27 protein-coding genes are annotated in these 25,929 nt (G+C 51.7%); 20 read left to right on the top strand and 7 right to left on the bottom strand.

The window, feature by feature from the left end; all coding sequences use genetic code 11:
* Positions 1-8 precede the first annotated feature (8 nt).
* Together VMW30_09640 and VMW30_09645 are read right to left on the bottom strand one after the other, a co-directional pair.
* Complete coding sequence (locus VMW30_09640; protein HUW88614.1) at positions 9-2,204, bottom strand: helicase-associated domain-containing protein; 2,196 nt, start codon at positions 2,202-2,204, stop codon at positions 9-11.
* Between the two features lie 36 nt (positions 2,205-2,240).
* Positions 2,241-3,017: an HAD-IB family hydrolase gene (locus VMW30_09645; GenBank protein HUW88615.1), complete on the bottom strand. Its 777-nt coding sequence runs from the start codon at positions 3,015-3,017 to the stop codon at positions 2,241-2,243.
* 50 nt (positions 3,018-3,067) lie between these two features.
* Between VMW30_09645 and VMW30_09650 the strand changes: the two genes are divergently transcribed.
* From VMW30_09650 to ccsB, 5 genes are read left to right on the top strand one after another with little or no spacing between them, the layout of a single operon-like run.
* A complete protein-coding gene (locus VMW30_09650) occupies positions 3,068-3,697 on the top strand; it encodes a histidine phosphatase family protein (GenBank protein ID HUW88616.1) in 630 nt (209 codons plus the stop codon).
* Positions 3,697-4,245 (top strand): TlpA disulfide reductase family protein, encoded by a 549-nt coding sequence (locus tag VMW30_09655; protein HUW88617.1) that lies wholly within the window; start codon positions 3,697-3,699, stop codon positions 4,243-4,245. The genes VMW30_09650 and VMW30_09655 overlap by 1 nt, the downstream gene beginning before the upstream one ends.
* Positions 4,242-4,967: a cytochrome c biogenesis protein CcdA gene (locus tag VMW30_09660; GenBank protein HUW88618.1), complete on the top strand. Its 726-nt coding sequence runs from the start codon at positions 4,242-4,244 to the stop codon at positions 4,965-4,967. The genes VMW30_09655 and VMW30_09660 overlap by 4 nt, the downstream gene beginning before the upstream one ends.
* Complete coding sequence (locus VMW30_09665) at positions 4,968-6,443, top strand: cytochrome c biogenesis protein ResB (protein ID HUW88619.1); 1,476 nt, start codon at positions 4,968-4,970, stop codon at positions 6,441-6,443.
* Positions 6,440-7,372: a c-type cytochrome biogenesis protein CcsB gene (gene ccsB / locus VMW30_09670; protein ID HUW88620.1), complete on the top strand. Its 933-nt coding sequence runs from the start codon at positions 6,440-6,442 to the stop codon at positions 7,370-7,372. The genes VMW30_09665 and ccsB overlap by 4 nt, the downstream gene beginning before the upstream one ends.
* A 27-nt stretch (positions 7,373-7,399) precedes the next feature.
* Here the strand turns inward: ccsB and VMW30_09675 are convergent, their stop codons facing one another.
* From VMW30_09675 to VMW30_09685, 3 genes are read right to left on the bottom strand one after another with little or no spacing between them, the layout of a single operon-like run.
* Positions 7,400-7,651, bottom strand: a complete 252-nt coding sequence (locus VMW30_09675; GenBank protein ID HUW88621.1) for a PLD nuclease N-terminal domain-containing protein — start codon at positions 7,649-7,651, stop codon at positions 7,400-7,402.
* Between the two features lie 20 nt (positions 7,652-7,671).
* The gene (locus VMW30_09680) at positions 7,672-8,526 is read right to left on the bottom strand and encodes a 1,4-dihydroxy-2-naphthoate polyprenyltransferase (protein ID HUW88622.1); all 855 of its coding nucleotides are present in this window, start codon (positions 8,524-8,526) and stop codon (positions 7,672-7,674) included.
* Positions 8,523-9,638 carry an AMP-binding protein gene (locus tag VMW30_09685; protein ID HUW88623.1) on the bottom strand — a complete coding sequence of 372 codons (1,116 nt, stop codon included), beginning with the start codon at positions 9,636-9,638 and terminating at the stop codon, positions 8,523-8,525. The genes VMW30_09680 and VMW30_09685 overlap by 4 nt, the downstream gene beginning before the upstream one ends.
* Before the next feature lie 41 nt (positions 9,639-9,679).
* On the opposite strand from VMW30_09685, the gene menB reads away from it, so the two are divergent.
* Genes menB through menD form a run of 3 tightly spaced genes read left to right on the top strand, consistent with a single transcriptional unit; the run spans position 9,680 to position 13,128 of the window.
* The gene (menB, locus tag VMW30_09690; protein HUW88624.1) at positions 9,680-10,558 is read left to right on the top strand and encodes a 1,4-dihydroxy-2-naphthoyl-CoA synthase; all 879 of its coding nucleotides are present in this window, start codon (positions 9,680-9,682) and stop codon (positions 10,556-10,558) included.
* A complete protein-coding gene (locus VMW30_09695; GenBank protein ID HUW88625.1) occupies positions 10,559-11,545 on the top strand; it encodes an o-succinylbenzoate synthase in 987 nt (328 codons plus the stop codon). It abuts the gene before it with no gap.
* Positions 11,542-13,128 (top strand): 2-succinyl-5-enolpyruvyl-6-hydroxy-3-cyclohexene-1-carboxylic-acid synthase, encoded by a 1,587-nt coding sequence (menD, locus tag VMW30_09700; protein ID HUW88626.1) that lies wholly within the window; start codon positions 11,542-11,544, stop codon positions 13,126-13,128. Before VMW30_09695 ends, menD begins: the two co-directional genes overlap by 4 nt.
* On the opposite strand, the gene VMW30_09705 is transcribed toward menD, so the two are convergent.
* Positions 13,125-14,351 carry an isochorismate synthase gene (locus tag VMW30_09705; protein HUW88627.1) on the bottom strand — a complete coding sequence of 409 codons (1,227 nt, stop codon included), beginning with the start codon at positions 14,349-14,351 and terminating at the stop codon, positions 13,125-13,127. The two genes, menD and VMW30_09705, sit on opposite strands and share 4 nt — an antisense overlap.
* 6 nt (positions 14,352-14,357) lie before the next feature.
* Positions 14,358-14,930, bottom strand: a complete 573-nt coding sequence (locus VMW30_09710) for a biotin transporter BioY (protein HUW88628.1) — start codon at positions 14,928-14,930, stop codon at positions 14,358-14,360.
* A 109-nt stretch (positions 14,931-15,039) separates the two neighbouring features.
* On the opposite strand from VMW30_09710, the gene VMW30_09715 reads away from it, so the two are divergent.
* From VMW30_09715 to nuoK, 12 genes are read left to right on the top strand one after another with little or no spacing between them, the layout of a single operon-like run.
* Entirely contained in the window at positions 15,040-15,735 is a 696-nt protein-coding gene (locus tag VMW30_09715; protein ID HUW88629.1) for a demethylmenaquinone methyltransferase, read from the top strand.
* 40 nt (positions 15,736-15,775) lie between these two features.
* Entirely contained in the window at positions 15,776-16,147 is a 372-nt protein-coding gene (locus VMW30_09720) for an NADH-quinone oxidoreductase subunit A (GenBank protein HUW88630.1), read from the top strand.
* Positions 16,148-16,149: 2 nt separating this feature from the next.
* Positions 16,150-16,704: an NADH-quinone oxidoreductase subunit B family protein gene (locus VMW30_09725; protein ID HUW88631.1), complete on the top strand. Its 555-nt coding sequence runs from the start codon at positions 16,150-16,152 to the stop codon at positions 16,702-16,704.
* Positions 16,701-17,351 (top strand): NADH-quinone oxidoreductase subunit C, encoded by a 651-nt coding sequence (locus VMW30_09730; protein ID HUW88632.1) that lies wholly within the window; start codon positions 16,701-16,703, stop codon positions 17,349-17,351. The genes VMW30_09725 and VMW30_09730 overlap by 4 nt, the downstream gene beginning before the upstream one ends.
* Entirely contained in the window at positions 17,348-18,700 is a 1,353-nt protein-coding gene (locus VMW30_09735) for an NADH-quinone oxidoreductase subunit D (protein ID HUW88633.1), read from the top strand. The genes VMW30_09730 and VMW30_09735 overlap by 4 nt, the downstream gene beginning before the upstream one ends.
* Positions 18,700-19,332 (top strand): NADH-quinone oxidoreductase subunit NuoE, encoded by a 633-nt coding sequence (nuoE, locus tag VMW30_09740; GenBank protein ID HUW88634.1) that lies wholly within the window; start codon positions 18,700-18,702, stop codon positions 19,330-19,332. The genes VMW30_09735 and nuoE overlap by 1 nt, the downstream gene beginning before the upstream one ends.
* Positions 19,329-20,636, top strand: a complete 1,308-nt coding sequence (gene nuoF, locus VMW30_09745) for an NADH-quinone oxidoreductase subunit NuoF (GenBank protein HUW88635.1) — start codon at positions 19,329-19,331, stop codon at positions 20,634-20,636. The genes nuoE and nuoF overlap by 4 nt, the downstream gene beginning before the upstream one ends.
* A 2-nt stretch (positions 20,637-20,638) precedes the next feature.
* Complete coding sequence (locus tag VMW30_09750) at positions 20,639-23,008, top strand: NADH-quinone oxidoreductase subunit G (protein HUW88636.1); 2,370 nt, start codon at positions 20,639-20,641, stop codon at positions 23,006-23,008.
* Positions 23,008-24,228 carry an NADH-quinone oxidoreductase subunit NuoH gene (gene nuoH, locus VMW30_09755; GenBank protein ID HUW88637.1) on the top strand — a complete coding sequence of 407 codons (1,221 nt, stop codon included), beginning with the start codon at positions 23,008-23,010 and terminating at the stop codon, positions 24,226-24,228. The genes VMW30_09750 and nuoH overlap by 1 nt, the downstream gene beginning before the upstream one ends.
* A 1-nt stretch (position 24,229) precedes the next feature.
* Entirely contained in the window at positions 24,230-24,856 is a 627-nt protein-coding gene (gene nuoI, locus VMW30_09760) for an NADH-quinone oxidoreductase subunit NuoI (protein ID HUW88638.1), read from the top strand.
* Entirely contained in the window at positions 24,853-25,632 is a 780-nt protein-coding gene (locus VMW30_09765) for an NADH-quinone oxidoreductase subunit J (GenBank protein HUW88639.1), read from the top strand. The genes nuoI and VMW30_09765 overlap by 4 nt, the downstream gene beginning before the upstream one ends.
* A complete protein-coding gene (gene nuoK / locus VMW30_09770) occupies positions 25,629-25,928 on the top strand; it encodes an NADH-quinone oxidoreductase subunit NuoK (GenBank protein HUW88640.1) in 300 nt (99 codons plus the stop codon). The genes VMW30_09765 and nuoK overlap by 4 nt, the downstream gene beginning before the upstream one ends.
* Position 25,929 lies beyond the last annotated feature (1 nt).

Consider the following 25,929-nt stretch of genomic DNA (forward strand, 5'->3'; position numbering starts at 1 on the left):
TGGGGTACTCAAAGTGGGGCAACGCCAGTTATGCGCGGAATTCGAAAGGTTTGAATCTCGCCGGTGCCGTGATCGCGCGCAATAAGGGAGCCGGCGCTGATGCTCAGCGGATCAATGATCCGGTGCGTCACAGCTCCGTTGTTATCGGCATATCCGATGGAGAGAGTTCGAGTTTCCTTTATAAATGTGTTGAGGAGATCCAAGGTCTCATTTGCGCTCGTTCTTGGAAGCGAGCCGAGGGCGTCGGCCGCAATTTTCCGAAGTGAATTCTGCTTATGACTTGATCGCTCTCCTGCACGCAGTGAGCGGAGCGCTGCTAGGAGTGCCTCCTCCGCGGGATTTTCGATATCCCCCATCACTCTTGGTGGACGAGGTTTTGACTTGGCGCGATTGAGGCGCTGGCCAGTGAGAAGAATTCCCGAACCAGATTCCGCAGCTGGTAAATACCCTGCCAGACGAAGAGCTGGAACTATTTCATTTGCTTCAAGATCACAGACCAGAACTTCGGGTGCAATCCGACGAAGTGGTAATCCTTCGAGTTTCTTGTCGCTAAGAATTTGCGTGATGAGAGTCGGGTCTTCGCAGCGCAGGTATGCACTTGTATTGCCGACACGGAGACGACCATGTCGTTTAGAGACATCTGTAATGAGGTAATCAAGTGGTTGTGGAAGGGGAGTTTTCGAGCATTTCCTTAGGAAGTCTTTGATTTCTTCCCCAGTCCGGCCATGATCTAGTCCTCGCCTAATCGACGTTTCGCTAAATCGATAGACGGTGGCGCCGCCGCGACTTTCAATATCAGCGATGGAATCGAGAATTCGCGCGATCTCAATTTCCAGGCGGCCAGGCGCTATTGCGGTGTTGTCTGCCTGGATGAGAATGTGATCAATGGATTTTGGTAAATCTTTATCAATCTCAAGTTCGCTATCTGCTTGGAGAAGTCGCACGCCATATCGTGAAATGACGCCTTGTCCAGTTATTCCGAGCCACTCAGCTTCACGAACTGTCCATCGAACCAAATCGGCCTGTATGGAGGAATTTCGGCGCGAAGGTGCCAACCATTTGGCCAGAGCGAGGAGACTTTCCATGTCGGGAGATATGCCGGGATGATCGTTTAGGATCCCAAGAGTAGTTCTCCGAGCACTTGCCGCATTGATGCGATCTAGTTCTGGACCGAGTGCAGCGATGTTCTTTGACTCCACCCTCCCAATGAGTCCGCTGACCCGTGAGGTTAGTAGCCAGAGTGAAATCAGATTGCGCCAACGACTTTGTGGACTCTGCGTGAGCCAGAGATCAAAAGCGTGAGTGGGGAGTATTCGATCGTCTGTGTCGATAACAACAAGTCCACCGAGATAGACGAGTTCTGCGACGAACGCAGCGCAATCTTCATCAACTCCCAGGTGCTGTGCTGTTGCTCTGAGGTCACGGACGCCCAAGCCTCCGGCACGCAATGCACTAGGTGGCTCCTCCGACCAGAAATTGAGAATCTCTTCGCACCAGCGAAGCAGAGTTGCAATATTGGCGATTGCCGCACGATCAACCGCTTTCTGTTCGATCTTCTTTCCGTTGAGAATCGGTGGATTTGGCACGGGGTTCTTATGGATTTTCCCACCGCGTAAATAGAGGGCCACATTACGAGGGAGCACAACGGTGCGTTGGTCCAGCGGTATGAGGAAATTCTCTTTTAACAACCAGGCAATACCCGGCCCTGGGTTGCGAATGTCACCCACGCTTCCGCGTGGTGGCCCCCAGGTCAGTCGTTCTAGAACCTTTTTCGATGCCTCTGGCGCTTCATCCAACTTCTTCATCGATAGTTTCGCCATGGAAGCGGGACCGAGTCCAGCAGGTTCGTTGCCTAGTACATCTCTTAAAGTGCTGGGTAGACGCAGACCGTCCTTGGATTTGTAGATAAGGCCCATTGCGATGAGGTGAGGAATGACAAATTTGGCAGAGGTATCTGTGAGAGAGAGTATTTCTTTCTCGGTCATTGGTTCATTAAGGGCGGTGCACGCTTCCAGAACTTGGAACTGCCACTCATTGAGACTTTCAACTGCACGAGAAAGGCTTGGTGCAGAGTTCGCGCGGATAGCCAATGAAGAGAGTTCAGGGGGGACTGGCGAGACAATGTCTGGCCGCAGGGCAAACATGGAGAGGAGCGCCGTGTCATCTAGCCCACGGAGGTAGTCAGTAAAGGAGCGCGTTTCCATAACCGCTCTACATTAGTGCTTGGGAGAGGTCAGTGTTTACCGATCCTTCTCGCGTTTGCCGCGGGGTAGCAGCAAGATGGCGACAGAGGCGACGCGACTAAAGAAAGGACCGCAGATTCGGTTGATGACGCGTGCCCGTCTGAAATCGTGGATTGGCCACTTTTCGCGGAGGGCGCGAATTCTCAGCACGGCATCAGGATTAATGGCGCTCGGGTGTCCGACTGCAAGTAGGAGTGGGAGGTCATTATGGCTATCTGAGTAGGCGTAACAATTCGCCAGATCAAATTCACGCTTGATGGCCAACTCTGCAATCGCGATTGCCTTCTCTTTGCCGTGTAGAAGATTGCCGGACATTGCACCGGTGTAGACCCCATCCTTAATTTCAGCCCGGCTTCCCAATGCACCAGTGAAACCAAGTCTTTCCGATATTAGATGGGCTAAGTCTTGCGGCGCTGCTGTTACGAGCCAGACTTCTTCGTCGTTGCGCAGATGTCTCTGAGCAATATCTATGGTTCCTTGCCACAAAGCGGGTGAAACGTACTCGTCATAGACCGCTTGGGCCACGAGTGCGATGTCATCAACCTTATGACCGCCAATGAAATCTGTAGCCGCCTTCTGCCAGCGCTTCATTTCCTCAGGATTCTCTTTACCTGTCATTCGAAAGCGCAGGTTGGCCAGAACAAAGCGTGAGATGTCCGATTTACTGAAGAAGCCGCGCTGATACATACCGCGACCAAGGAAGTAGAGACTAGATCCCCGTATGAGCGTGTTATCGACATCGAAGAATGCTGCTCTTTTGGGGGTGGGAGCCATGTGCCTAGCCTAGCGATTTGGAGAAGACGCCAACGCTTTATGCTTTCCCTATGATCTCAAGTGGGGCTTCAAAGGTTCATGTCATTCGTCACGGTGAAGTAGAAAATCCAAAAAAGATTCTCTATGGTCGCCAATCAGGTTGGCGATTATCTGAGCGCGGTCAGGAAATGGCGCAAACTTTGGGCGAATGGTCCAAAAGCCTTGATCTTGGCGCGCTCCACGTCTCGCCGCTGGAGCGAGCACAAGAGACCGCGCTACCGATTTCGCAAGCCCACAATCTGCCAATTTCTACGGATGAAAGATTGATTGAAGCGTCTAATATTTTTGAAGGAGAGCCATTCGGAGTAGGTGATGGCGCGCTGCTGCACCCCAGGGCTTGGCGACATCTCTGGAACCCCTGGAAACCTTCATGGGGTGAACCCTATGTTGAGCAAGTAAATCGGATGCTGGCCGCTGTTTTCGCTGCCCGCGAAGCTGCCGGCGGGAAAGATGCAATCTGTGTTTCTCATCAGCTTCCTATTTGGATCCTTCGCAGTTCAATTGAGGGAAGACACATGATCCATGATCCCCGAAAAAGGGAGTGCTCACTTGCCTCCGTCACAACCATACATTTCGATGACCAGGACATGATTGCGGGAATTAGTTATTCAGAACCAGCGCGTCATCTAGTGAAGAAGTAATGAAAGGGATTTGGCGCTTATCCCTTGTCGGGGTCGTGGCCGCACTATTCCTATCTGGTTGCGCCGGTAGAAGTTCTTCAACCGGATCACGAAGTTTTATTGCAGGCAACGGCGCTGTTACTACTGTCGATGTCAAAGATCGAATCTCCGCTCCGAAAATTGAAGGAAAGACTCTGGATGGCGCCTATTACCGGCTCGAAAAGGGGCGTGTTGGAGTCCTTAATGTCTGGGCTTCATGGTGTGCACCGTGCCGTGCGGAAGCACCATCACTTGCTTCCCTCTCCGAAACTTTCCCTGAGGTGAGTTTCGTTGGCGTCCTGACGAGAGACAACCTCTCGACTGCGCGCGCTTTTGTCAGACGGTTCGCGATCCCATACCCAACCCTTGTCGATGACTCGCTTTTACTGGGCTTTCACAATTCCCTCATAGCCAATGCAATTCCTACAACCCTAGTGATAGATAAAAATGGCAAAGTTGCGGCGAGAATATCGGGCGAAATCACGATCGCTTCGTTGACCGATTTGATTGAGCGGGTCTCCAAAGGATGAAAGATCTTTTTGTAAATCAGATATTGGATGGCGCACTATTAGTCGCCTTCCCATTTGCAATGGTTGCCGGCCTCATCTCTTTTCTTTCGCCGTGCGTGCTTCCACTTGTGCCGGGCTATCTGTCATATGCCGCGGGTATGTCAAAGAGTCGTGGGAGGGTACTGCTCGGTTCGATTTTGTTTATTTCTGGATTTACCGTTCTCTTTGTCTCCTATGGTGCACTCTTCGGCGGACTGGGTTCGAAGATTCTCAGTCACCAAAGTGGCATCACCAGAATTCTCGGTTTCTTCACCATCGCACTTGGCATTATTTTTATGGGAGTTTTCCCGATGATGCCTACATATAGACCAAAAATGTCGACCGTAGGAGGACTGGCAGGCGCGCCGGTTCTTGGCTTCTTATTCGGCGTCGGTTGGACACCCTGCATCGGTCCAGCCCTAGCGGCAGTTGAGACGCTGGCCTTTGAGCAGGCAAGCGCGCTCCGAGGTGCGATCTTGTCGCTGGGTTACTCCATTGGCCTTGGTATCCCATTCATCCTCTCCGGGCTGTATCTGGATAAGTCCGAGAGGCTGCGACGGTTCATGAGTCGACATGGCAATGTGATTAGCAACGTCGGAGGAGCGTTCTTAATCTTTATTGGATTGTTGCAAGTCTTTGGAGTTTGGAACGAAGTCATGAATTCTCTTCGTGCGATGATCTCAAATTTTATTCCGGTGGTTTAAATGAGCGATCATACCGATCTTCCCGAATTAGGAATTGTCAGTTTATTTAGGTTTGCGTGGAGACAACTGACAAGTATGCGCACGGCTTTGATGTTACTCCTCCTATTAGCGGTTGCTTCTGTGCCAGGTTCCTTAGTCCCGCAGAGAACACAGAACCCAATGAAAGTTCAGGAATATTTTACAAACGATCCTGCCTTGGCGAAACTGATGGACCGCTTCTCTCTCTTTGACGTTTATGGGTCTCCCTGGTTTAGTGCTATTTATATTCTGCTTTTCATCTCGCTCATCGGCTGCGTTCTGCCGCGCACGTTCGAGCACCTTCGTGCCGCGCGTGCTCTTCCCCCGCTGACCCCGCAGTATTTGGATCGGATGGAGTTCTTTCAATCATGGGATGGAACCGGCACTGAAATCGAGAGTGCAAAAAAGTGGCTGAAAGGAAAGCGATTTCGCATTCGCGAAGTCGATGGATCCATATCGGCAGAGAAAGGCTATTTGAGAGAGACGGGAAACCTCCTTTTTCACCTAGCGCTTATTCTGATTCTCATTGGAGTAAGCCTGGGAGCGCTTTTTGGTATGCGCGGAGAGGCAATAGTCAACGTCGGAGAACGATTTACGAATACACCAACAACCTATGACAGTTTGAGTTATGGCAAATTATTCGGAGATCGATCGCTCTCTCCCTTTATGTTGAGGATGGACAATTTCGTGGCCAAGTACAACCCGGTTACAAACGCTCCGGAGGATTACACCCTCAAGGTCACAGTGACTGCAAAGCCTGGTGCGCCTAAGGTGCAACGGACCATCAAAGTGAATTCTCCCTTGACGCTGGGAAACACCAATGTTTATTTGCAGGCAAATGGCTACTCGCCCATTGTCACAGTCAGAGATAAGTCAGGTGCCATAGTTCTACAGGGTCCGATTCCTTTCCTTCCGCAGGATGCAAATCTGTCCTCAATCGGGGCGATCAAAGTTCCAGATTCCACTCCACAACTTGGTTTTGTAGCTTCGTTCTTGCCCACAGCTGCCAGAGACAGGATACGTGGAGGATTTTCATCTTTTCCAGAAGCCCTTGATCCGAAACTGCTTCTCTCTGCTTGGAAGGGTGACCTCGGATTAGATCGAGGGATTCCACAATCTGTTTATCGAATTGATACTTCGAAAATGGAGAAGATTGGTTTGAAGTCCCTCAACCTTGGTGAAACATTCACATTTGCTGGGGGGAGCATCACTTTTGACGCAATAGTTCCGTGGGTCAACCTGCAGGTGGTGAGGGATCCCGGGAAGTTGTATGCGCTTCTTGGGGGTATTCTTGCCATCCTTGGTCTGCTTGGATCCCTTTTCACTCGCCGTCGCCGAATTTGGATTCGTCAGCGTGATGGCGTAGTCGAGGTGGCGGGACTGGCAAAAAATGGCGCCCCAGGTTTAGAGAATGAGATAGTTGCCTTGGTAGATGTATTGAAGAAGGTGGGCGAATGACAAATTCATCATGGGCGTTCCTTTCCAATTATTTTGTTTATTCGTCTATGGCAGTTTTCACCTTGGCATTTTTTACTCACGCATATGAGACCGCCTGGGCTGTCCGCGCACCCCAGGGTGAGGCCACATCCGAAGCGGACGCCTCTTCCGAGAACCTTCTCGTTAAGACTTTGGATTACAAACGGACGGAAAAAGCCGGGCGAGTTGCGACCGCATTTATGATCTTAGGTTTCCTACTTCTCCTTGTCGGCGTGGCTGCCAGAGGAGTCTCTGCTGGTCGGGTGCCGTGGGGAAATATGTACGAATTCTCAATTACCGGTGCCCTCGCCTTCTGCGGTGCTTACCTTTTTACACTTCGCAAATATGACCTGCGCTGGATGGGTCTTTTGGTTGCGATATTTGTATTGCTTACTCTCGGAACCGCCGTCGCGGTCCTTTACCGCCCCAGCGCCCCTTTAGTGCCTGCCCTTAAGTCCACGTGGTTGGTTATCCACGTCTCCGCAGCGATTATCTCGGGAGGTGTCTTTCTTCTAGCAAACACAATTGCGGCGACCTACCTTTACCTGGATGCGATGGAGCAGAAGGGCGAGCGGAAGACCTGGGCGAAGCGGCTCCCTTCCCTCGAAGTCCTCGATCAACTTTCGTACCGCCTGGTTGCCTTTGTTTTCCCACTGTGGACCTTTGCCGTAATCGCCGGAGCTATTTGGGCCGAACACGCATGGGGCAGATATTGGGGTTGGGATCCAAAAGAGACCTGGGCTTTTATTACTTGGGTTGCGTATGCCGCATACCTGCATGCCCGAGTCACCGTAGGTTGGAGAGGACGTAAGGCTGCCTGGCTCTGTCTTTTTGCGGGTTCGACTTTCTTATTTAATTACGTATACATAAATATTTGGGGTACGGGAAAGCACACGTACTCGGGTCTTTAATTGCCCGACTTTAAGTGATTGAGGTTTTTAAAGGTTTCGCAGAAAATCAGGATTGTCATCCGGTGGAAGGGTTCGGCGGTATCTGCCACCAGAATTTCCCAGCCGACGCGGCCGACCAGCGATCCAATAAGCAATTGCGCCAATAAGCCCTACGAAAATAATTATGAGTAGCCATCCCCATTTTGGAAGGTTACGAATTTCCGATGTCTCAGTACCTGCGCAATCAACCAGGGTATAAATGGTGAAAATAATGGGCAGGATGAACAATAGGAAACGCATACCGAAAGTGTAACCCTAGATTATGCGAGCCACAGTGCCAGTGCTAACAGCCCCGCAAAAAGTAGTTGAAGTTCTCCGGTCCTGGCCAAACTGGGGATAAGTGCACTTCCGTGAATCTGTGATTTTACCGAGTGGGCCAGTTGGAAGGTCAGCGGAGCGAGAATGAGCGTGAGCAACGCCCAGGGAGTAATGAGCAGTGAGGAAAGATGGGCAAGCAGAAGTAATCCCACAAAAAAATTGCGACTCCCTTGATCTCCTAAACGCACCGCTACAGTGCGTTTGCCCGCGGCTTGGTCTTTCTCTCGATCGCGAATGTTATTGATTGCCAGAATTGCACAGGCGAGCGCACCCACAGGAATTGCCGTTAGAAAACTCTTAAGAGTGATTTCTTCCGTCTGGACAAAATACGAACCCATTGTCGCGACGAGTCCGAAGAAGAGAAAGACGGCAATCTCACCTAGACCGCTATATCCGTAAGGTTTCTTTCCCCCTGTGTAATACCAAGCTGCAAGGATGGCAGTGGCACCCACTGCTATTAGCCACCACGATGTGAGGATGGCCAGGACTAAACCAGCAATCGCACCGACCAAAAAGGAGATGATCGCCGCCGTTTTTACGGAATTGGGGGTTGCCAGACCACTCGCCACGATTCGAATGGGCCCAACCCGATCTGAGTCGGTTCCGCGGATTCCATCTGAGTAATCATTGGAGTAGTTGACACCTATTTGAAGAGAGAGACTGACTAAGAGCGCAAGGGCAGCGCGCGATGCCATCGCCTCACTTCCGGCCAAAGCGGTTGCGACGATAACGGGGGCAAGCGCCGCCGCAAGGGTTCGTGGTCGCGCGCCCTTCACCCAGGTATCAAGTGTCGTCAATTTATTAAACCTCTCTGGGCCAGTTGGACAAGTGCGCTTCGATCAATTTTGCCGATACCGATAAGCGGTAACTCCAATAGTCTATGAAATCCCTTAGGTTTTCCTACTTCGCCAAAAGTTTGAGCCAGAAGTGAGGAAATCTCTGCATCGGAGATTAATGTATCGGCTGCAATCGCAATATGAAGCGTGGATCCCCATTCTGGGTCGGGAACTGCGAAGGCGGCTAATTCAACCCCCGCGAAGTGGGCTTTCAGAGTTTCCTCGACCGCGCTTATAGAGACTTTCTCCCCTCCGCTGACGATGACATCGTCTGCTCTTCCCAAGATTTCTAATCTGCCATTTACATAAGTCCCGCGATCGTGTGTAATGAGCCAACCGTCTTGCAATGACTCTTGCCATCCGGGTTCGTCATTGATGTAGGTGCTGGCAAGCGTCGTTCCCTTTATCGCCACGGTACCTTCAATAATCCTCACTTCAACGCCCGATAGTGGCCTGCCGTTGTATACGCAGCCGCCAGAAGTTTCACTCATGCCATATGTCGTAACAAGGTTGATGCCGGCTGCTTTGGCGCGCGTCGCAAGTGCAGGAGCGAGGGCAGCACCACCCACGAGAACTGCTCTGCACGTCTTCAGATGTTCCAAGAGCTCAGTTTCTCCATTTAAGGCACGAAAAAGTTGAGTCGGCACGATTGCGGTGAAATCAGTTTTTTTATATCTCTGCTTCTGTCTCCGCTTATGCGATGAATCTCGCAGATCAACGGGCATAGTGCCAAGTTCGAGTGAGCGGACCAAGACGTTGATGCCCGCAATATGGCTCAGAGGAAGCAGGAGCGACCAGACCTGTCCGAAAGTTGCCCCAAGGAATGCATGAGATGCTCGAGCCGACGAGAGTAGAGCCGAGGCACTTAGTCCTACCTCCTTGGGCGTCCTTGTCGATCCGGATGTCGCCGTGACAACAGCTACCCCCTCGGGGACGCGGGTAGTTCTGATATCCCCAAAGCCGAGGGCGGGACCTTTTCCGGCTAGTGCCCTTGCCAACTCGACCATCAGAGTGGGTAGGTCGTTGGATGCGGGTATCAGCGGGCGCAGAGTTCGTTGTGACGAGTTTTCCATTGCCACCGTAGGCTATCGGTCGTAACCGCGTAGGAGGAAATATGAGCAAACCGATTAAGCGTGAATTTGGCGGTCGATCTATCCCGACATGGGAGGTCGGCCCGGGTGGTGAATCTTTCCTTGATGTCGTCTATGAAATCGCCGAAGGAATGGCGAAGATAACAATCAACCGCCCACAGGTGCGTAACGCTTTTCGTCCGCAGACGATTATTGAATTGCAGCAAGCGTTCTCGCTAGCCAGAGATGAAGAGGAAGTTGGCGTCATTATTCTCACGGGTGCCGGCACGGAAGCATTCTGCTCTGGCGGCGATATCTCCTCTCGCGGAGACGATGGATATTTAGGCGATGATGCGCTCGCAAAGAAGGGGATTGGACGACTTAACGTACTTGATCTACAAGTGCAGATTCGTCGCACACCAAAACCGGTTGTGGCGATGGTTGCCGGATGGGCTGTCGGTGGTGGTCATGTTCTCCACGTCGTCTGTGATCTGACAATCGCCGCTGACAATGCAAAGTTCGGACAGACGGGACCAATGGTTGGCTCATTTGACGGCGGTTATGGTGCAGGACTTCTCGCCGCACACGTCGGTCAGAAGAAGGCTCGCGAGATCTGGTTCTTAACTCGTGAATATGACGCGCAAGAGGCGCTGGAAATGGGATTGGTTAACACAGTGGTTCCTCTTGCCGAGCTTGAGGCTGAGACAGTTTCGTGGGCCCGAGAGATGCTTCGGCAATCGCCGCTGGCACTTCGACTATTGAAGGCGAGTTTGAACGCAGCAGATGACGGATTGGCGGGAGTCCAACAACTTGCAGGAGATGCCACGCTTCTCTTTTACATGACCGAAGAAGGTCAAGAGGGGCGAGACGCGTATAAAGAGAAGCGCCTTCCTAACTTTGGAAAATTTCCCAGGCGCCCGTAAATGCTTGATTCAATTTTTGAATCCTTACGTGTTGTTTCGGTCCCAACCAAGACTAATTTTCGCTCTGTGCAACATCGTGAGTTTGCACTCTTCGAAGGTCCGCAAGGATGGGGAGAATTTTCTCCATTTCTTGAATACGACCCACGTGAGTGCGTTCCGTGGCTGGTGAGTGGAATTGAAGCAGCCATTGTTGCAGCACCATCGGTGAAGCGAACTGAGATCGATATCAATGCAACTCTGCCTTGCGTCAACGGTCGAGAGGAAATCGCGAGGATACTCTCCTGGTTTTCTGGCTGCAAAACCGTGAAAATCAAGGTAGGCAATGACCTGCAAGCAGACCTCACCCGTATTGCAACGGTGCGAGAGATTTTGCCAGAGGCAAGAATTCGCATTGATGTAAACGGTTCGTGGACGCTCACAGAGGCATTACGCGCCCTGCGAGCTATCCATGCTCAGGGTGATATCGAGTATGTCGAGCAACCTTGTGTGACTGTCGAGGAATTGCGCGCACTCAAAAAAGAGTTGGATGTTCCAGTGCAGATAGCAGGAGATGAGATAGTACGAAAATCCCCAAACCCATTGGCTATCGATTTGAATGGCGCTATTGACGTCCTTCTGTTGAAAGTCGCCCCACTAGGCGGGATCAAGCGATCCATGGAAATTGCAAGTACTCATCATCTTCCGGTTGTCGTGTCCAGCGCACTCGATTCTGCGGTTGGGATTTCCTACGGATTGAAACTTGCCGCCGCACTTGCGCATCTCGACTTTGCCTGCGGATTGGGAACGGGACAGTTGCTCGCCGATGACATTGGGGTATTGCCGATTAAGAATGGAAAGATTGAAGTTCAAACGGTTGTTCCGAGTCCGTCTGCTTTGAGAAAGCACGAAGTATCCTCAGATCGCCTCCACTGGTGGCGTGATCGAATTCGCCAGACGTGGGATGCTGGTGCCTCACAATGGGTTGCTTCAGAGGGGTGGCATTGGTGAACGCTTCGACGCAGCTCGCGCGGGGAATAGTTCGTCAGATCATTGAAGTCGGAATCACTGACGTGGTTCTCTCACCTGGATCACGCAATGCTCCTATCTCAATTGCTCTGTACTCTGCCAAGAAACTCGGATTCCTCAATTTACATGTACGAATTGACGAGCGGACGGCTGGATTTCTTGCCCTTGGAATATCAAAAGCGTCTAAACGCCCCGTTGCACTTCTATGCACCAGTGGAACAGCGGTGGCCAACTACCACCCAGCCGTTTTAGAGGCGCACCACTGTCAAATTCCACTGCTCGTAATATCAGCAGACCGCCCTGCTTATCTTCGACAGACTGGTGCCAATCAAACAACACTCCAGGCAGGGTTATTTGGCACTGCTGTCTCATTTTCGGCCGATATTTCAGCGCCCGATTCGAATTTGGATGCAGTGATTTCCCATTTGCATTCTGGTCCCGTTCATCTCAACGTTCAATTGGACGAACCCTTATTGCCCGATGATGAGAGCGATTGGTTAGCGGGAGTAAGGCCAGGGCATTGGATAAATGGGGAATTGAAAGAGTCAGAAGAGCTGACGCTCTCTCTTTCACGTGGAGTGATCGTCGTGGGTCATGACCGCGCTGGGCTCAGCGTTGAGGAAATTGAGAACTTCGCAATTGAGATTGGCTGGCCACTTGTTGTCGAAGACCCACTCTCATTCTCGAGAGCCGTTCCACATGCCTCACTCTTCTTGTCATCGCAAAGGATCAGAGATCTTTTACGTCCCGAGACCGCAATTGTCGTTGGTCGCACGACGCTGTCGCGATCGATTAATGCGCTTGTGAAATCAGCGGCTCAGGAGTTCGTAGTCGACCCCAGAGCTGAGAGCATTGATGTAAAACGAAATGCGACGCAGGTCTTCTTCTCCTTGCCAAAGGTCGAGAAGAGATTCGAGCAGGATTCAACGTGGGAAGCGACGTGGAATTCCTTCGGCGAACAAACCGCGGCACTCATATCGGGAATTCCTAATTGGTCCGAACAGAATATTGCGCGAACACTCGGTGCAAGCTTGGTACCGGGCACAACACTCTTCGTGTCGTCTTCTCGACCTATAAGAGATCTTGAAGGCTTTGCATCCCCGCGAACCGGTGTTGAAACCTTTGCCAATCGCGGACTTGCTGGCATAGATGGAAATATTTCCATGACTCTCGGTATAGCGAGTCAACGTGAGTCCACGGTCGCGCTCCTGGGAGATCTCTCCTTCTTGCATGACATTACCGGACTCGTCGGTTTAATGGGTCAGAAGCGTATAAACCTGCGCCTTGTCATAGTGAACAATGACGGCGGCGGAATTTTCTCAACCCTTCCTCAAAATGGGGTCCCAGGGTTTGAAGAGATATTCGGAACCCCACATGGGCTTGATTTAGCAGCGATTTCCGCCTCTTTTGGTCTAGATACGATGATTGTTACCAGCATTGATCAGTTAAGTGGAAAACTGCTGCAGCCGATCGTTGGCGTCTCCGTGGTTATCGCGAATGTTCCAAGCCGTGATGAGAATGCTCGTGCTTTACGAGAACTAAACATCAAAATAAGTTCGCTTTAGTTTCTTCCCAATGCACTCATCATGGGTGCAAACTTTGCTTGGCTCTCTGCCAGTTCACGTTGAGGATCTGATCCAGCCACGATCCCACAGCCCGCAAAAAGTCTGATTTCGTTATGCGATATCTGGCCACAGCGAAGAGCGATACCCAACTCGCCATCACCTCGGGCATCGATCCAACCAACAGGTCCGGCATAACGACCTCGTGGCATACCCTCTAACTCGGCAATTGCCTTCGTTGCCATTTCCGTGGGGGTTCCACAAACCGCGGCTGAGGGATGGAGTTTTTCCAGTATCGAAAATGTGTCCACATGTTGTGGGAACTCAGAAATCGCTCCAGTTACGTCCGTTGCTAAATGCATGACATTGGCAAGGTGAAGAACAAAGGGGGAGTCTGGAACGTTTGTTGATGTGCAGAACGGTGCTAAAGATTCTGCCACGGAGCGAACTGCGTACATATGTTCTTCGAGATCTTTTGAAGATCGCGCAAGAGATGCTGCGAGCGCCAAGTCCTTTTCGTCATCACCAGTTCGACTGATCGTCCCTGCTAACACTCTTGACGTGACCATGGCACGGTTGAGGCGCAGTAAGAGTTCTGGGGTTGCGCCAACTAGTCCTGCGATTGAGAAGCACCACGTTGCGGGATATTCCACTGCCAAGTTTCGCAAAATGGAGCGTGGATCGATCTGATCTGTTGTGGATCCATTTAAGTCGCGTGCAAGCACGACTTTGTCGATTGTTTTTGATTGAATCGACTCGATCGCCTTCGCGACCTGGCCTTGCCATTCATCCACGGTGATCGTGCCGTTTCGCCACGAATAATTTCCGGGAACTACAGAATCCGCGATATCGAGAAGTTCAGGTTGAGGTCCCTCTCCAATCCAGGTGATCCATGACTGCCCTGCCCGCATACCAACAACGACTTTCGGGATAGTGAGGACGGACTCCTCATCTGGTGAGAAGGAGAAAGAAGTGAAGAGGATGGGGCCAGTGCCGGATAAGTGGACCGAGTCCGTGACGGCCAATTTTTCGAGTTCTTGATGCCACCACTGCCGTGCCTGGTGAAACCTTTCTGGGCCGCTCACGGTGGTGCTGGCATGAACACCCCAGCCGACTAACCCCTCTCCGCGCCGAACCCACGTGAGGGGATGTGCGTCCGGGAGGAGTTCGAGGAGTGGAAGGTGCTCGCCGAGGCGCGCGGTGGTGACAGGTGTCAGTTGGGGCATCGCAAATTATCTCTGGACGAATCGCCAGACGAGAGGCAGCGAAGTGCCCGCGATGGCGATTTTAATTACCTCTCCAAGGATAAAGGGTGTAAATCCAGCTGAAATAGTCCATCCCCAGCTCTTATCCGTGAAGGAATGAAGCCAGATAAGGCCAAAGGAGAAGATGATCGCGTTGCCCAGAAGCATGCTGGGTAGCGCAGTGCTCAATCGATGATCCCAACGACGACCGGCCAGGGCTCCAACGACAAGGGAGGCAACGAGCATTCCAATGAGATACCCACCCGTAGCACCGGTGAGTCGGGCAACGCCGTGTCCACCATCAGCAAAAACAGGTACCCCGGCCATGCCAACGAGTAAATATGTCAGCACGGTCGAGAACCCCAGGACTGAGCCATAACTACTTCCGATAAGAAGAATTCCGAGCGTCTGCCCAGTTACCGGGACGGGAGAGCCAGGGATCGGGAGGGCAATTTGGGCGAGAGCGGCGAGAAAAAGTGTCCCACCAGATACGAGAAGTACGTTATTGAGGGCGCTTGAGCGTGGGAATACGGCACTTCGTAAAGTGGTGATCGTCGACATGACAGCTCCTTAGGTTGGTCACATATGTGGTCAAAGGTAGGTCTGGGTTAATTATCGTGACAAATATTTTGATTTGTAGGTGAAGCCTATCCTGCACGAGAATAAGTACATGTCCCGCGCCAATCTTGATAAGAATCCAGATGAGGTGGCGGCCATGTTTGACGGTGTAGCCAAACGCTATGACCTGGTCAATGATCTCCTCAGCCTGGGGCGAGCAAAGGTTTGGCGAAAGGCGGCCACCGCCATTATCGACCCAAAGCCCGGGATGAAGATCTTGGATTTAGCGGCGGGGACGGGGTCTTCCAGCGAACCATTGGCCCGAGCCGGAGCCGAGGTTATCCCGGCAGATTTTTCGGAGGGGATGTTGGCGGCCGGGCGAAAAGCCCGTCCCGACCTGCCTTTTACCAAGGCCGATGCCCTCAATCTGCCCTTTGCGGATGGACATTTCGATTGTGTGACCATCTCTTTTGGTCTTCGAAATACCGCGGATATTGATAAAGCCCTGCGTGAGATGCTCAGAGTCACCAAAGGCGGCGGTCAGCTGGTTGTCGTTGAATTTTCTTCCCTGGTCTGGCGACCCTTTAGGTTTGTCTACCGCAATTATTTGATGCGAATACTCCCCTCTATCGCCCGAATTACCTCAAGCAATCCGCAGGCCTATATCTATCTGGCCCAATCCATTAGAGCCTGGCCAGATCAGGCCGCCCTTGCTCACAGAATTGCCGATGCTGGCTGGCAACAGGTTGGATGGACGAATCTCACTGGTGGAGTTGTCGCAGTTCACAGGGCAATGAAGGCAAAGTGATTAGAGGTATGGGGCTGACGAGCCTAGGATTTCATTCATTATGACAACTGCATCGAACCCGTATATTCCAATCTTTGTTATCGGCGCAATCGGTTTTGGCTTTGCAGCAATCTCGGTGATAGTCACATCTGTCACTGGTCCCAAGCGTTACAACCGTGCGAAATCAGCAGCGTATGAATGCGGAATCGAACCAAGTCCGCAAGCAGCTGAAGGCGGGCGCTTTCCCGTCAAATACTTCTTGACCGCAATGCTTTTTATCATTTTCGATATTGAAATTGTTTTTCTCTATCCGTGGGCCGTCACCTTCGACAAGTTAGGGCTCTTTGGATTGGTTGAGATGGGAATCTTCGTTGCAACCGTCTTTGTTGCGTATGCCTATGTTTGGCGCCGCGGCGGACTGGAGTGGGATTAAAAATGGGCCTAGAAGAAAAATTACCAAGCGGAGTTGTCCTAACTAGCGTTGAGAAACTTGCTGGCTACATGCGCAAGAACTCACTTTGGCCGGCTACTTTTGGACTCGCATGCTGTGCAATCGAGATGATGGCCGCTGGCGGAGGTCGATACGACCTCGCACGTTTCGGGATGGAAGTTTTTCGAGCATCCCCACGCCAAGCTGATCTCATGATTGTTGCCGGCCGGGTTTCAAACAAGATGGCGCCCGTTCTTCGACAGATTTACGATCAAATGGCGGCTCCAAAATGGGTTATCGCGATGGGGGCGTGTGCTTCCTCTGGCGGGATGTTCAACAATTACGCCATTGTGCAAGGTGTCGACCACATTGTGCCCGTAGATATTTACTTACCGGGATGTCCACCGCGTCCAGAAATGTTGATGGATGCGATTTTGAAACTCCACGCTCAAATCTTTGATGAGAAGCTCGGCTCGAATCGTCAGCAAATCATTCAAGAAGTTGAAGCAGCAGCGATGGCTGCCAAGCCAACTCATCAATTGAAGGGTTTGCTTGCGTGAAAAAAGAGAAGAATTTATCTGTGGGACATGGGGCGTTTGGGTCCGGAGACACTGGTGATACCTCAGGCTATGGAGGCTTGGTGCGTGCCGCCACATCACCTGGTTCAGGTGAGCGACCCTACGGCTCTTATTTTGATGAAGTTGTCGACGATTTAGAGCGTGCATATCCAGATTTTGCAGATGCGATTGAACATATCGTTGTCTATCGCGGCGAACTTACTTTGCATGTGAAACGTGAGAAATTAGTTGAAGTTGCCCTCATTCTGCGTAACAAACTTCTATTTGAGATGTGTCTTGGTGTCAGTGGGGTTCACTATCCAACCGATACCAATCGCGAACTTCATGCGGTGTATCCGCTTCTTTCCATGACACACAATCGTCGTATTCGACTCGAAGTGTCCGTATCTGATTCTGATCCACACATTCCCTCGTTGGTAGAAGTCTGGGGCGGCAATAACTGGAACGAACGTGAAACCTTTGACATGTTCGGAATTATTTTTGATGCTCACCCAGGTTTAACTCGTATCTTGATGCCAGATGATTGGCGCGGACATCCCCAACGTAAGGATTATCCGTTGGGTGGAATTCCCGTGGAGTACAAAGGCGCGACCGTGCCACCTCCGAATGAGCGAAGGTCATATAGATGAGTACTTCTTCAGGTTCAATTGTGGACCCATACGCATCCTCACTCGAGACAACCGAAGGACGCGTTTTCTCGGTTACTGGCGGTGATTGGGATTCACTCGTCACTGAAATTGGTGCGACGAAGGAAGAGCGCGTTGTCGTCAACATGGGACCGCAGCACCCCTCAACGCACGGAGTCCTTCGACTGGTCCTTGAACTCGAAGGTGAAACCATCACGGAGCTCCGTGCTGGAGTCGGATACTTGCACACAGGTATTGAGAAGAATGCCGAGTATCGCAGTTGGACGCAGGGTGTCACCTTCGTTACTCGGATGGACTATCTAGCACCACTCTTCAATGAGACTGCCTATTGCCTGGGTGTTGAGAAACTCCTTGGTATTACCGAGGATGTGCCAGAGCGCGCAAGCGTCATTCGCGTCATGATGATGGAACTCAATAGAATTTCCTCTCACATGGTGGCACTCGGAACTGGAGCGCTCGAGCTCGGAGCGCTCTCGCCGATGATCTTCTGTTTTAGAGAGCGCGAGAAAGTGCTTGACGTTTTTGAATTGATAGCGGGCTTACGCATGAATATGGCTTATGTGCGTCCAGGTGGGGTAGCACAGGATCTGCCTCCAAATGCACTGACGAAGATCCGCGAGACGGTCAAGGAATTGCGTCGCGATTTCAAAGACAATGAGAAGCTGCTTATCGGCAACACAATTTGGATGAAACGAACCGAAGGGGTTGGCTATCTAGATCTGGCGGGTGCGACCACTTTGGGTATCACCGGACCCGTTCTTCGCTCCACAGGTATGCCATGGGACCTTCGCAAAATGGAGCCTTACTGTGGTTATGAGAATTACGAATTTGAAGTTGTGACTGCAAATACTTGTGACGTGTACGGCCGCTTCTTAATCCGGATGAATGAGTTGGAGCAGTCCCTTCGAATTATCGAACAGTGTGTCGATAAGTTGGAGGCGCTTGTTGGCGCTCCAGTCATGGTTGCGGATAAGAAGATCGCTTGGCCGTCTCAATTGGCTATTGGTGGAGATGGAATGGGCAACTCGCTGGACCATATTCGCGAGATCATGGGCACCTCGATGGAGTCCCTCATTCACCACTTCAAATTGGTGACCGAAGGGTTCCGTGTTCCAGCAGGTCAGGTTTACACCGCAGTCGAATCACCACGAGGAGAACTTGGCGTGCATCTAGTTTCTGATGGAGGGACTCGCCCTTATCGAGTTCATTTCCGCGAACCATCCTTCAACAATCTGCAGGCAACATCGGCAATGTGCGAAGGAAGTTTGATCGCAGATGTCGTTGCCGCAGTGGCCTCTATAGATCCGGTGATGGGTGGTGTTGATCGATAATGGCATTTAGCAGCGAAAACCTCGTCGTCATGGACTCAATCATCGGTCGCTATCCACGGATCCGCTCGGCAATTATGCCACTGCTTCACTACGTCCAATCAATAGATGGATACGTAACGAGCGAAGGTATTGAGACAATTGCCGGAAAACTTGATCTAACAACGGCTGAAGTCTCGGCGGTTGCGACCTTTTATACCCAGTACAAACGCAAACCTGTGGGCGAGTATCACGTTGGCGTCTGCACCAACACCCTCTGCGCAGTCATGGGCGGAGATGCAATATTTGAAGGCCTCAAAGAGCATTTAGGTATTGAAAATGACGGCGTGACTGCCGATGGGAAAGTCTCACTCGAACATATCGAATGTAACGCCGCTTGCGATTACGCCCCCGTAGTCATGGCCAACTGGGAGTTCTACGACAACCAGAGCGTTCAATCTGCTAAGGATCTAGTCGATGGCGCTCGCGCGGGAAATCCGCCCGCACCGACTCGTGGCCCTAACAAACTTCCCACGTGGAAAGAGAATTCAGCCGTGCTTGCTGGTCTAAATGATGGGCGAGCACATGAGGGTGTTCAAGCGGGAGCACCTTCTTTGTTGGGACTTGATATTTCCAAAAAGGGAGCACCGGCATGACAACGTTGACGCCAGTTCTCTCGGCACACTGGGATGAAAAAGACTCTTTCACTATGACGGGTTATAAGCGTCACGGTGGGTACAAGGCTGCTGAAAAAGCGCTCGCCATGGAACCGGACGCAGTTATTCAGTTGGTTAAGGATTCGGGGCTGCGCGGAAGAGGCGGAGCGGGCTTCCCAACTGGCATGAAGTGGGGCTTTATTCCGCAAGGCGACAACAAGGATCACTACCTAGTTGTCAACGCAGATGAATCTGAGCCCGGCACTTGCAAGGACATGCCACTACTTCTCGCCAACCCACACGTACTTGTCGAAGGCATCATCATCGCTTCATACGCGATCCGCGCGAAGCGGGCTTTTATCTATGTCCGGGGTGAAGTCACACATGTGGTTCGTCGCGTTACGCAGGCAATTGAAGATGCTTATGCAGCGGGCTATTTAGGAAAGAATATTTTTGGAACCGAAGTCGAGTTGGAGTTAGTACTCCATGTTGGGGCCGGTGCCTATATCTGTGGCGAGGAAACCGCCCTTCTCGATTCCCTCGAAGGATTCCGCGGCCAACCACGACTCCGCCCGCCATTTCCAGCGATCGCCGGTCTTTATGCGCGTCCAACAGTAGTAAATAACGTTGAATCCATCTCATCAGTTCCAGCGATTATCGCCAATGGCCCCGAGTGGTTCTCTTTCATGGGAACCGAGAAAAGCAAGGGAATGACTCTTTATTCTCTCTCTGGACATGTCGCCAATCCAGGACAGTTCGAAGCGCCGCTGGGAATCACCCTCCGCGAACTTCTGGAGATGTCCGGCGGAGTTCGCGCGGGACACCAACTTAAATTCTGGACTCCTGGCGGCTCCTCTACGCCGATCTTCACTGCAGCTCAATTGGATACGCCGCTGGATTACGAAGGTGTTGCGGCAGCGGGCTCGATGCTTGGCACTAAAGCACTGCAGATTTTCGACGAAACGACCTGCGTAGTCCGTGCTGTTTTGCGTTGGAGTGAGTTCTACAAGCACGAGTCATGCGGCAAGTGCACGCCATGTCGTGAAGGAACCTGGTGGTTGGTGCAGATACTTCGCGATCTTGAAAACGGAAAGGGCACCGCCGCAGATCTCGAGAAGTTGTTGGATATTTGCGACAACATTCTGGGTCGCGCGTTCTGCGCTCTAGGTGATGGCGCAACTAGCCCAATCACTTCTTCAATCAAGCATTTCCGCGATGAATACATTGCGCACCTGACTCACGGAGGATGTCCATTTGACTCTCACGCTTCCACCCTCTTTGCGAGTGCGAAAGCGGGTGCATAGTTATGACGACGCAAACAACTGAACAAACAACTGAAGTGGTTGACATGATCACTCTCGTCATAGATGGATTTGATGTCACCGTGCCGAAGGGAACTTTGGTAATTCGCGCTGCCGAGAAACTCGGAATCATGATTCCTCGGTTCTGCGATCACCCGCTTTTGGATCCAGTCGGAGCGTGCCGACAGTGTCTGGTTGATATTGAAATCAACGGTCGGGCATTTCCAAAGCCGCAAGCTTCCTGCACCATCCCTGTAGAGCCAGGAATGATCGTAAAAACACAATTGACTTCGGCGGTTGCCGAAAAGGCACAGAAGGGCGTGATGGAGTTCTTGCTCATCAACCACCCGCTCGATTGCCCGGTTTGTGACAAGGGGGGTGAGTGCCCACTCCAGAATCAGGCGATGAGCACAGGTCAGGCAGAGTCCCGCTACTCCGGGAAGAAGCGGACATTTGAGAAGCCGATCAACATTTCATCCCAGGTGCTTTTGGATCGCGAGCGTTGCATTCTCTGCGCGCGTTGCACTCGATTCTCCGAACAAATAGCGGGGGATCCATTTATCACGATGAATGAGCGTGGCGCGCTCCAACAAGTGGGCATCTATGAGAAGCAGCCCTTTGAGTCATATTTCTCGGGTAATACCGTGCAGATCTGCCCAGTTGGTGCTCTCACGGGTGCCTCTTATCGATTCCGCGCCCGTCCATTTGATCTTGTTTCGACACCAAGTGCCTGCGAACACTGCGCATCTGGTTGCTCACTTCGCACCGATGTTCGCCGCGGAAAAACTCTGCGCCGACTTGCCGGAGAAGATGCCGAAGTAAACGAAGAGTGGAACTGCGACAAGGGTCGTTGGGCCTTTAAGTACGCCACCGCCGCCGATCGTCTCACCTCTCCAATGGTTCGTGATGCAGCGGGAGATCTCCAAGTTGCGTCATGGCCAGAAGCAATGGCTGCCATCGTCGCAGGTTTAAGTGGAAAGAAAGCCGGCGTTCTTGTTGGCGGCCGCGCAACTTTGGAAGATGCCTATGGCTACAGCAAATTTGCGCGAGTTGTTCTCGGAACCAATAACATAGATTTCCGCTCCCGAGTTTCTTCAGAAGAGGAGCGCTCCTTCCTTGCATCGAAGGTTGTTGGAACAGTTGTTACTTATGCGGATATCGACCATGCTGATTCGATTCTTCTGGTTGGTCTTGAGCCGGAAGAAGAGTCGCCCATTGTTTTCTTGCGATTGAAGAAGCAAGTTCGCAAGCGTGGTTTGAAAGTTACTGCGATCGCGAGCAAACTCTCGATTGGCAATGAGAAATTGCAGGCGAATTTTGTCTGCGTCGCACCTGGTGCAGAGGCCTCAGTTATCGCAACCCAAGAACTCACCGATAAATCGCTGATTCTCGTCGGAGAACGTGCTTGCGAGAGTTCCGGTGCGCTGTCTGCCGTTGTTGCACTCGCAGATAAGACGGGTGCAAAGGTTGCTTGGATTCCGCGCCGTGCCGGTGAGCGAGGTGCACTTGAAGCCGGTGCTATTGGAAACCTGCTTCCTGGTGGGCGTTCGGTCAATGACGGCGCGGCACGTGTTGATCTGGCAGCGGCATGGGATGTCGATTCTCTTCCCAGCGAAATCGGATTAAGCAGCGATGAGATCTTTGCTGCAGTCAATGCGGGTGAGATTGAAGTCCTTGTGATTGGAGGCGTTGACCCACTTGATGCCGCCGCCAATCATGCGGCGCAACTTGCCCTCAAGAATGCATTTGTCGTTAGCCTAGAAATTCGACCAAGTTTCGTAACCAAAGTGGCAGATGTCGTGCTTCCGGTCGCAACCGTCGCGGAAAAATCGGGTTCGTTCATCAATTGGGAGGGTCGTGCACGTGCTTTTGAAGCAGCCGCCACTGACTCTTTGCACCGCTCTGATTTACGGATTCTTTCGATGATTGCCGATGAAATGTCGCGCCCAATCGGACTTGAGAGCGTCAAGGCTGCTGCGAAGGAGTTCGCAGCAATCGGTTCATGGGACGGGTCGAAAGCCAACTTTGTACCGGTGTCACAATCCACTCTTCCCGCACTCAAAGAGAACGAAGCCCGGTTGACTTCATGGCGTCGTCTGCTCGATGCGGGCACCCTTCAAGAGGGCGAAGCGAACTTGGCGGGTACAGCCAGAAAGCCAGTCGCCGTTATTTCGCCAAAACGTGCCCTTGCTCTGGGAGTTGTCAACGGTGATTCGATCTGTGTTTCCACTACGCACGGCACCGTCGTGCTCCCCGCACTCGTTGAAGAAATTCATGATGACGCGATTTGGTTGCCACGAAACTCTCGTGGTTCACATTTGCTTGCCACTCTAGGTATCGCCAGTGGCGCTGTCGTAACGGTGGTGAAGGAGTAATGACAATCGCAACGTTGATCGGGCAAGATCCAGGATGGCTAATTCTCGTCAAGGGTCTACTTGTTTTTATTATTTCCGTCCTCCTAGTCCTAGTAGCTATCTGGGGCGAGCGCAGGATCGTGGCTCGGATGCAGATGCGCCTTGGTCCCAACCGGGTCGGTCCTTTCGGACTCGTCCAGGGTCTGGCAGATGGTGTGAAATTGGCGCTGAAGGAAGATTTGATTCCTGCTGCGGCCGACAAGGTCGTTTTTATTATCGCTCCGATTATTAGCGCGACAACGTGCTTCATGTCATTTGCGGTGATTCCAATTACTGGTCCTGTCACGCTCTTCGGGCATAAAACCGCGATGCAGATGACTGATCTACCAGTTGGTGTGCTCTATGTTCTGGCAATCGCATCCGTAGGTGTTTACGGAATTGTTCTTGCGGGCTGGTCTTCGGGATCCACCTACCCACTACTAGGCGGATTGCGTTCAAGTGCACAGGTCATTTCGTACGAAGTTGCGATGGGACTCTCACTTGTTGCGGTCTTCATTTACGCCGGGTCGATGTCTACCTCAGATATCGTCGCTGCTCAACAACAGTGGTGGTACTCGGTTGTTCTCTTTCCGTCCTTCGTAATTTATGCGATCTCAATGGTGGGCGAAACAAACCGTGCTCCATTCGACTTGGCAGAAGCCGAAGGCGAACTCGTAGGTGGCTTCCATACTGAGTATTCCTCGCTTAAATTCGCGCTCTTCTTCCTCGCTGAGTACGTCAACATTGTGGCGGTTTCCGCGCTCGCAACTACCCTTTTCCTTGGTGGCTACCACGCTCTTCCTGGACTTACTTTCACCGAGAATTGGCTAGGTGGCTGGTTCGCGCTGGTCTGGTTCATGGTGAAAGTCATTGGATTCTTCTTCATCTTTGTCTGGCTGCGCGGAACCCTTCCCCGGCTGCGTTATGACCAATTTATGAAGTTTGGCTGGAAAGTACTAATACCCGCAAGCTTGTTCTGGATTATGGTCGTTGCCACGATGCGAGTCCTCTCGCTACGTGGAGCATCTCGAGTTTCAGTTTTGATTTTTGCTAGCGTCGTCGTTTTGATCGTGCTGGCTGCCAACATCGCCTTTGAGGCATCACGAAAGCGTGTAAAACCAGTGTCTGATGTAGAAATACCAGAGCCGAATTTCCCGGTTCCTCAAATACCGGCGCCACGATTGGAGGTGCCACGTGTCTGAGATGCGTGAGTATCCAGTAGAGCCTGCAATAGAACGAGTCAATTCTGAAATTGGAATCGATGCGGTTCCAACTGCTCCAGTAACTGAAGAAGGAACAAAGAGTTTCGGTGCGCAACTTCTTGGATTTTGGGTGACCTTCCGGACCATGTTTAAGAAAGTGAACACGGTTGAGTACCCAGAGGTGAAAGAGCCCACAGCTGCCCGCTTCCACGGACGTCATCAACTCAACCGGCACGCTGACGGACTGGAAAAGTGCATCGGTTGCGAACTCTGCGCCTGGGCGTGTCCGGCAGATGCAATTTATGTTGAGGGTGCATCAAACACTGAAGAACATCGGATGTCGCCAGGGGAGCGGTATGGAAAGGTTTATCAGATCAATTACCTGCGTTGCATTTTCTGCGGACTCTGCATCGAAGCCTGTCCAACTCGTGCCCTAACTATGACAAACGAATATGAGTTGGCTGATGACTCTCGGTCAAAATTGATTTTTGAAAAGGCTGATCTTCTCGCTCCTCTTAGAGATGGAATGTTGATGCCCCCTCACCCGATGTATCCAGATATGGATGACACCAATTACTACAAGGGCGATGTCCTGGGATTTCATCCATCGCAGGAGGTGAAACCTTGATAAATCTGGCACTGGAAGTTGGAAGAACCCCCGCACCAGAAGCAACTCTTTTCTGGATTCTTGGGCCGCTGGCAGTGCTTGCCGCTCTTGGGATGTTGCTTGCAAAAAAAGCAGTCCACTCCGCGATTTTGATGGCCTGGGTCATGATTACTCTGGCGATTTTCTACATCGCCCAAGATGCATTATTCCTTGGCATCGTGCAGATAGTTGTTTACACCGGCGCAGTCATGATGCTCTTCCTCTTTATCTTGATGCTGGTTGGGATTGATTCCAAGGATTCTTTAACTGAGACAATTCGCGGCCTGCGTCCTATCGCAATCCTTGCTGCATTTGGCTTTGGCGGGCTTCTTGTCTCTCTTGTAGGTCGGGCGACTTTGGGTCACGACGCGGTTGGCTTGGATACGGCAAATGCGCAAGGAAATGTTCCAGCGCTCGCCCAACTCCTCTTCTCCCGATATGTCTGGGCCTTTGAAGTGGTTTCTGCCCTGCTTATCACCGCTGCCCTAGGTGCCATGGTTCTCGCCCACAGCCACAGAGTCACCTCGCGCCCGACTCAGCGAGATCTATCGATCATGCGTTTTCGTACCGGTTCCCTTGCCAATGCGGCGGGGCTTCCCAACCCTGGTGTCTACGCACTTCATAATGCAGTCGATGTTCCAGCACTGCTTCCCGATGGAACTCCTGCCCCCAACTCAATTTCGGCAACACTCGAAGCACGTGGCGATGTTATTGATTCGCGCCAGTTCCAACTAGGTGAAGCGGAGGAGGAGAAATGAATCCAGCAAATTACTTATACGTCTCCACCATGCTCTTCACAATCGGCGCCATTGGCGTGGTTGTCAGGCGTAATGCCATTGTGGTTTTTATGTGCATTGAGTTGATGCTTAACGCCGCTAACTTGGCATTCGTAACATTTGCCAGAATAAATGGAAACCTTGATGGTCAAGTGATGGCTTTCTTCACAATGGTCGTCGCGGCATGCGAAGTTGTTGTAGGCCTGGCGATTATCGTCACGATTTATCGTTCGCGTCGATCCGCATCAGTTGATGATGCCAGTTTGTTGAGACGGTGAT

It is taken from the genome of Candidatus Paceibacterota bacterium (assembly GCA_035530615.1).
GTDB lineage: Bacteria > Actinomycetota > Actinomycetes > Nanopelagicales > Nanopelagicaceae > QYPT01.

Excerpts from the sequence above, each read along its gene's own strand:
- VMW30_09640 (HUW88614.1), bottom strand. The coding sequence starts at position 2,204 with ATGGAAACGCGCTCCTTTACTGACTACCTCCGTGGGCTAGATGACACG.
- VMW30_09645 (HUW88615.1), bottom strand. The coding sequence starts at position 3,017 with ATGGCTCCCACCCCCAAAAGAGCAGCATTCTTCGATGTCGATAACACG.
- VMW30_09650 (HUW88616.1), top strand. The coding sequence starts at position 3,068 with ATGATCTCAAGTGGGGCTTCAAAGGTTCATGTCATTCGTCACGGTGAA.
- VMW30_09655 (HUW88617.1), top strand. The coding sequence starts at position 3,697 with ATGAAAGGGATTTGGCGCTTATCCCTTGTCGGGGTCGTGGCCGCACTA.
- VMW30_09660 (HUW88618.1), top strand. The coding sequence starts at position 4,242 with ATGAAAGATCTTTTTGTAAATCAGATATTGGATGGCGCACTATTAGTC.
- VMW30_09665 (HUW88619.1), top strand. The coding sequence starts at position 4,968 with ATGAGCGATCATACCGATCTTCCCGAATTAGGAATTGTCAGTTTATTT.
- ccsB (HUW88620.1), top strand. The coding sequence starts at position 6,440 with ATGACAAATTCATCATGGGCGTTCCTTTCCAATTATTTTGTTTATTCG.
- VMW30_09675 (HUW88621.1), bottom strand. The coding sequence starts at position 7,651 with ATGCGTTTCCTATTGTTCATCCTGCCCATTATTTTCACCATTTATACC.
- VMW30_09685 (HUW88623.1), bottom strand. The coding sequence starts at position 9,638 with ATGGAAAACTCGTCACAACGAACTCTGCGCCCGCTGATACCCGCATCC.
- menB (HUW88624.1), top strand. The coding sequence starts at position 9,680 with ATGAGCAAACCGATTAAGCGTGAATTTGGCGGTCGATCTATCCCGACA.
- VMW30_09695 (HUW88625.1), top strand. The coding sequence starts at position 10,559 with ATGCTTGATTCAATTTTTGAATCCTTACGTGTTGTTTCGGTCCCAACC.
- VMW30_09705 (HUW88627.1), bottom strand. The coding sequence starts at position 14,351 with ATGCCCCAACTGACACCTGTCACCACCGCGCGCCTCGGCGAGCACCTT.
- VMW30_09710 (HUW88628.1), bottom strand. The coding sequence starts at position 14,930 with ATGTCGACGATCACCACTTTACGAAGTGCCGTATTCCCACGCTCAAGC.
- VMW30_09715 (HUW88629.1), top strand. The coding sequence starts at position 15,040 with ATGTCCCGCGCCAATCTTGATAAGAATCCAGATGAGGTGGCGGCCATG.
- VMW30_09720 (HUW88630.1), top strand. The coding sequence starts at position 15,776 with ATGACAACTGCATCGAACCCGTATATTCCAATCTTTGTTATCGGCGCA.
- VMW30_09725 (HUW88631.1), top strand. The coding sequence starts at position 16,150 with ATGGGCCTAGAAGAAAAATTACCAAGCGGAGTTGTCCTAACTAGCGTT.
- VMW30_09735 (HUW88633.1), top strand. The coding sequence starts at position 17,348 with ATGAGTACTTCTTCAGGTTCAATTGTGGACCCATACGCATCCTCACTC.
- nuoE (HUW88634.1), top strand. The coding sequence starts at position 18,700 with ATGGCATTTAGCAGCGAAAACCTCGTCGTCATGGACTCAATCATCGGT.
- nuoF (HUW88635.1), top strand. The coding sequence starts at position 19,329 with ATGACAACGTTGACGCCAGTTCTCTCGGCACACTGGGATGAAAAAGAC.
- VMW30_09750 (HUW88636.1), top strand. The coding sequence starts at position 20,639 with ATGACGACGCAAACAACTGAACAAACAACTGAAGTGGTTGACATGATC.
- nuoH (HUW88637.1), top strand. The coding sequence starts at position 23,008 with ATGACAATCGCAACGTTGATCGGGCAAGATCCAGGATGGCTAATTCTC.
- nuoI (HUW88638.1), top strand. The coding sequence starts at position 24,230 with ATGCGTGAGTATCCAGTAGAGCCTGCAATAGAACGAGTCAATTCTGAA.
- nuoK (HUW88640.1), top strand. The coding sequence starts at position 25,629 with ATGAATCCAGCAAATTACTTATACGTCTCCACCATGCTCTTCACAATC.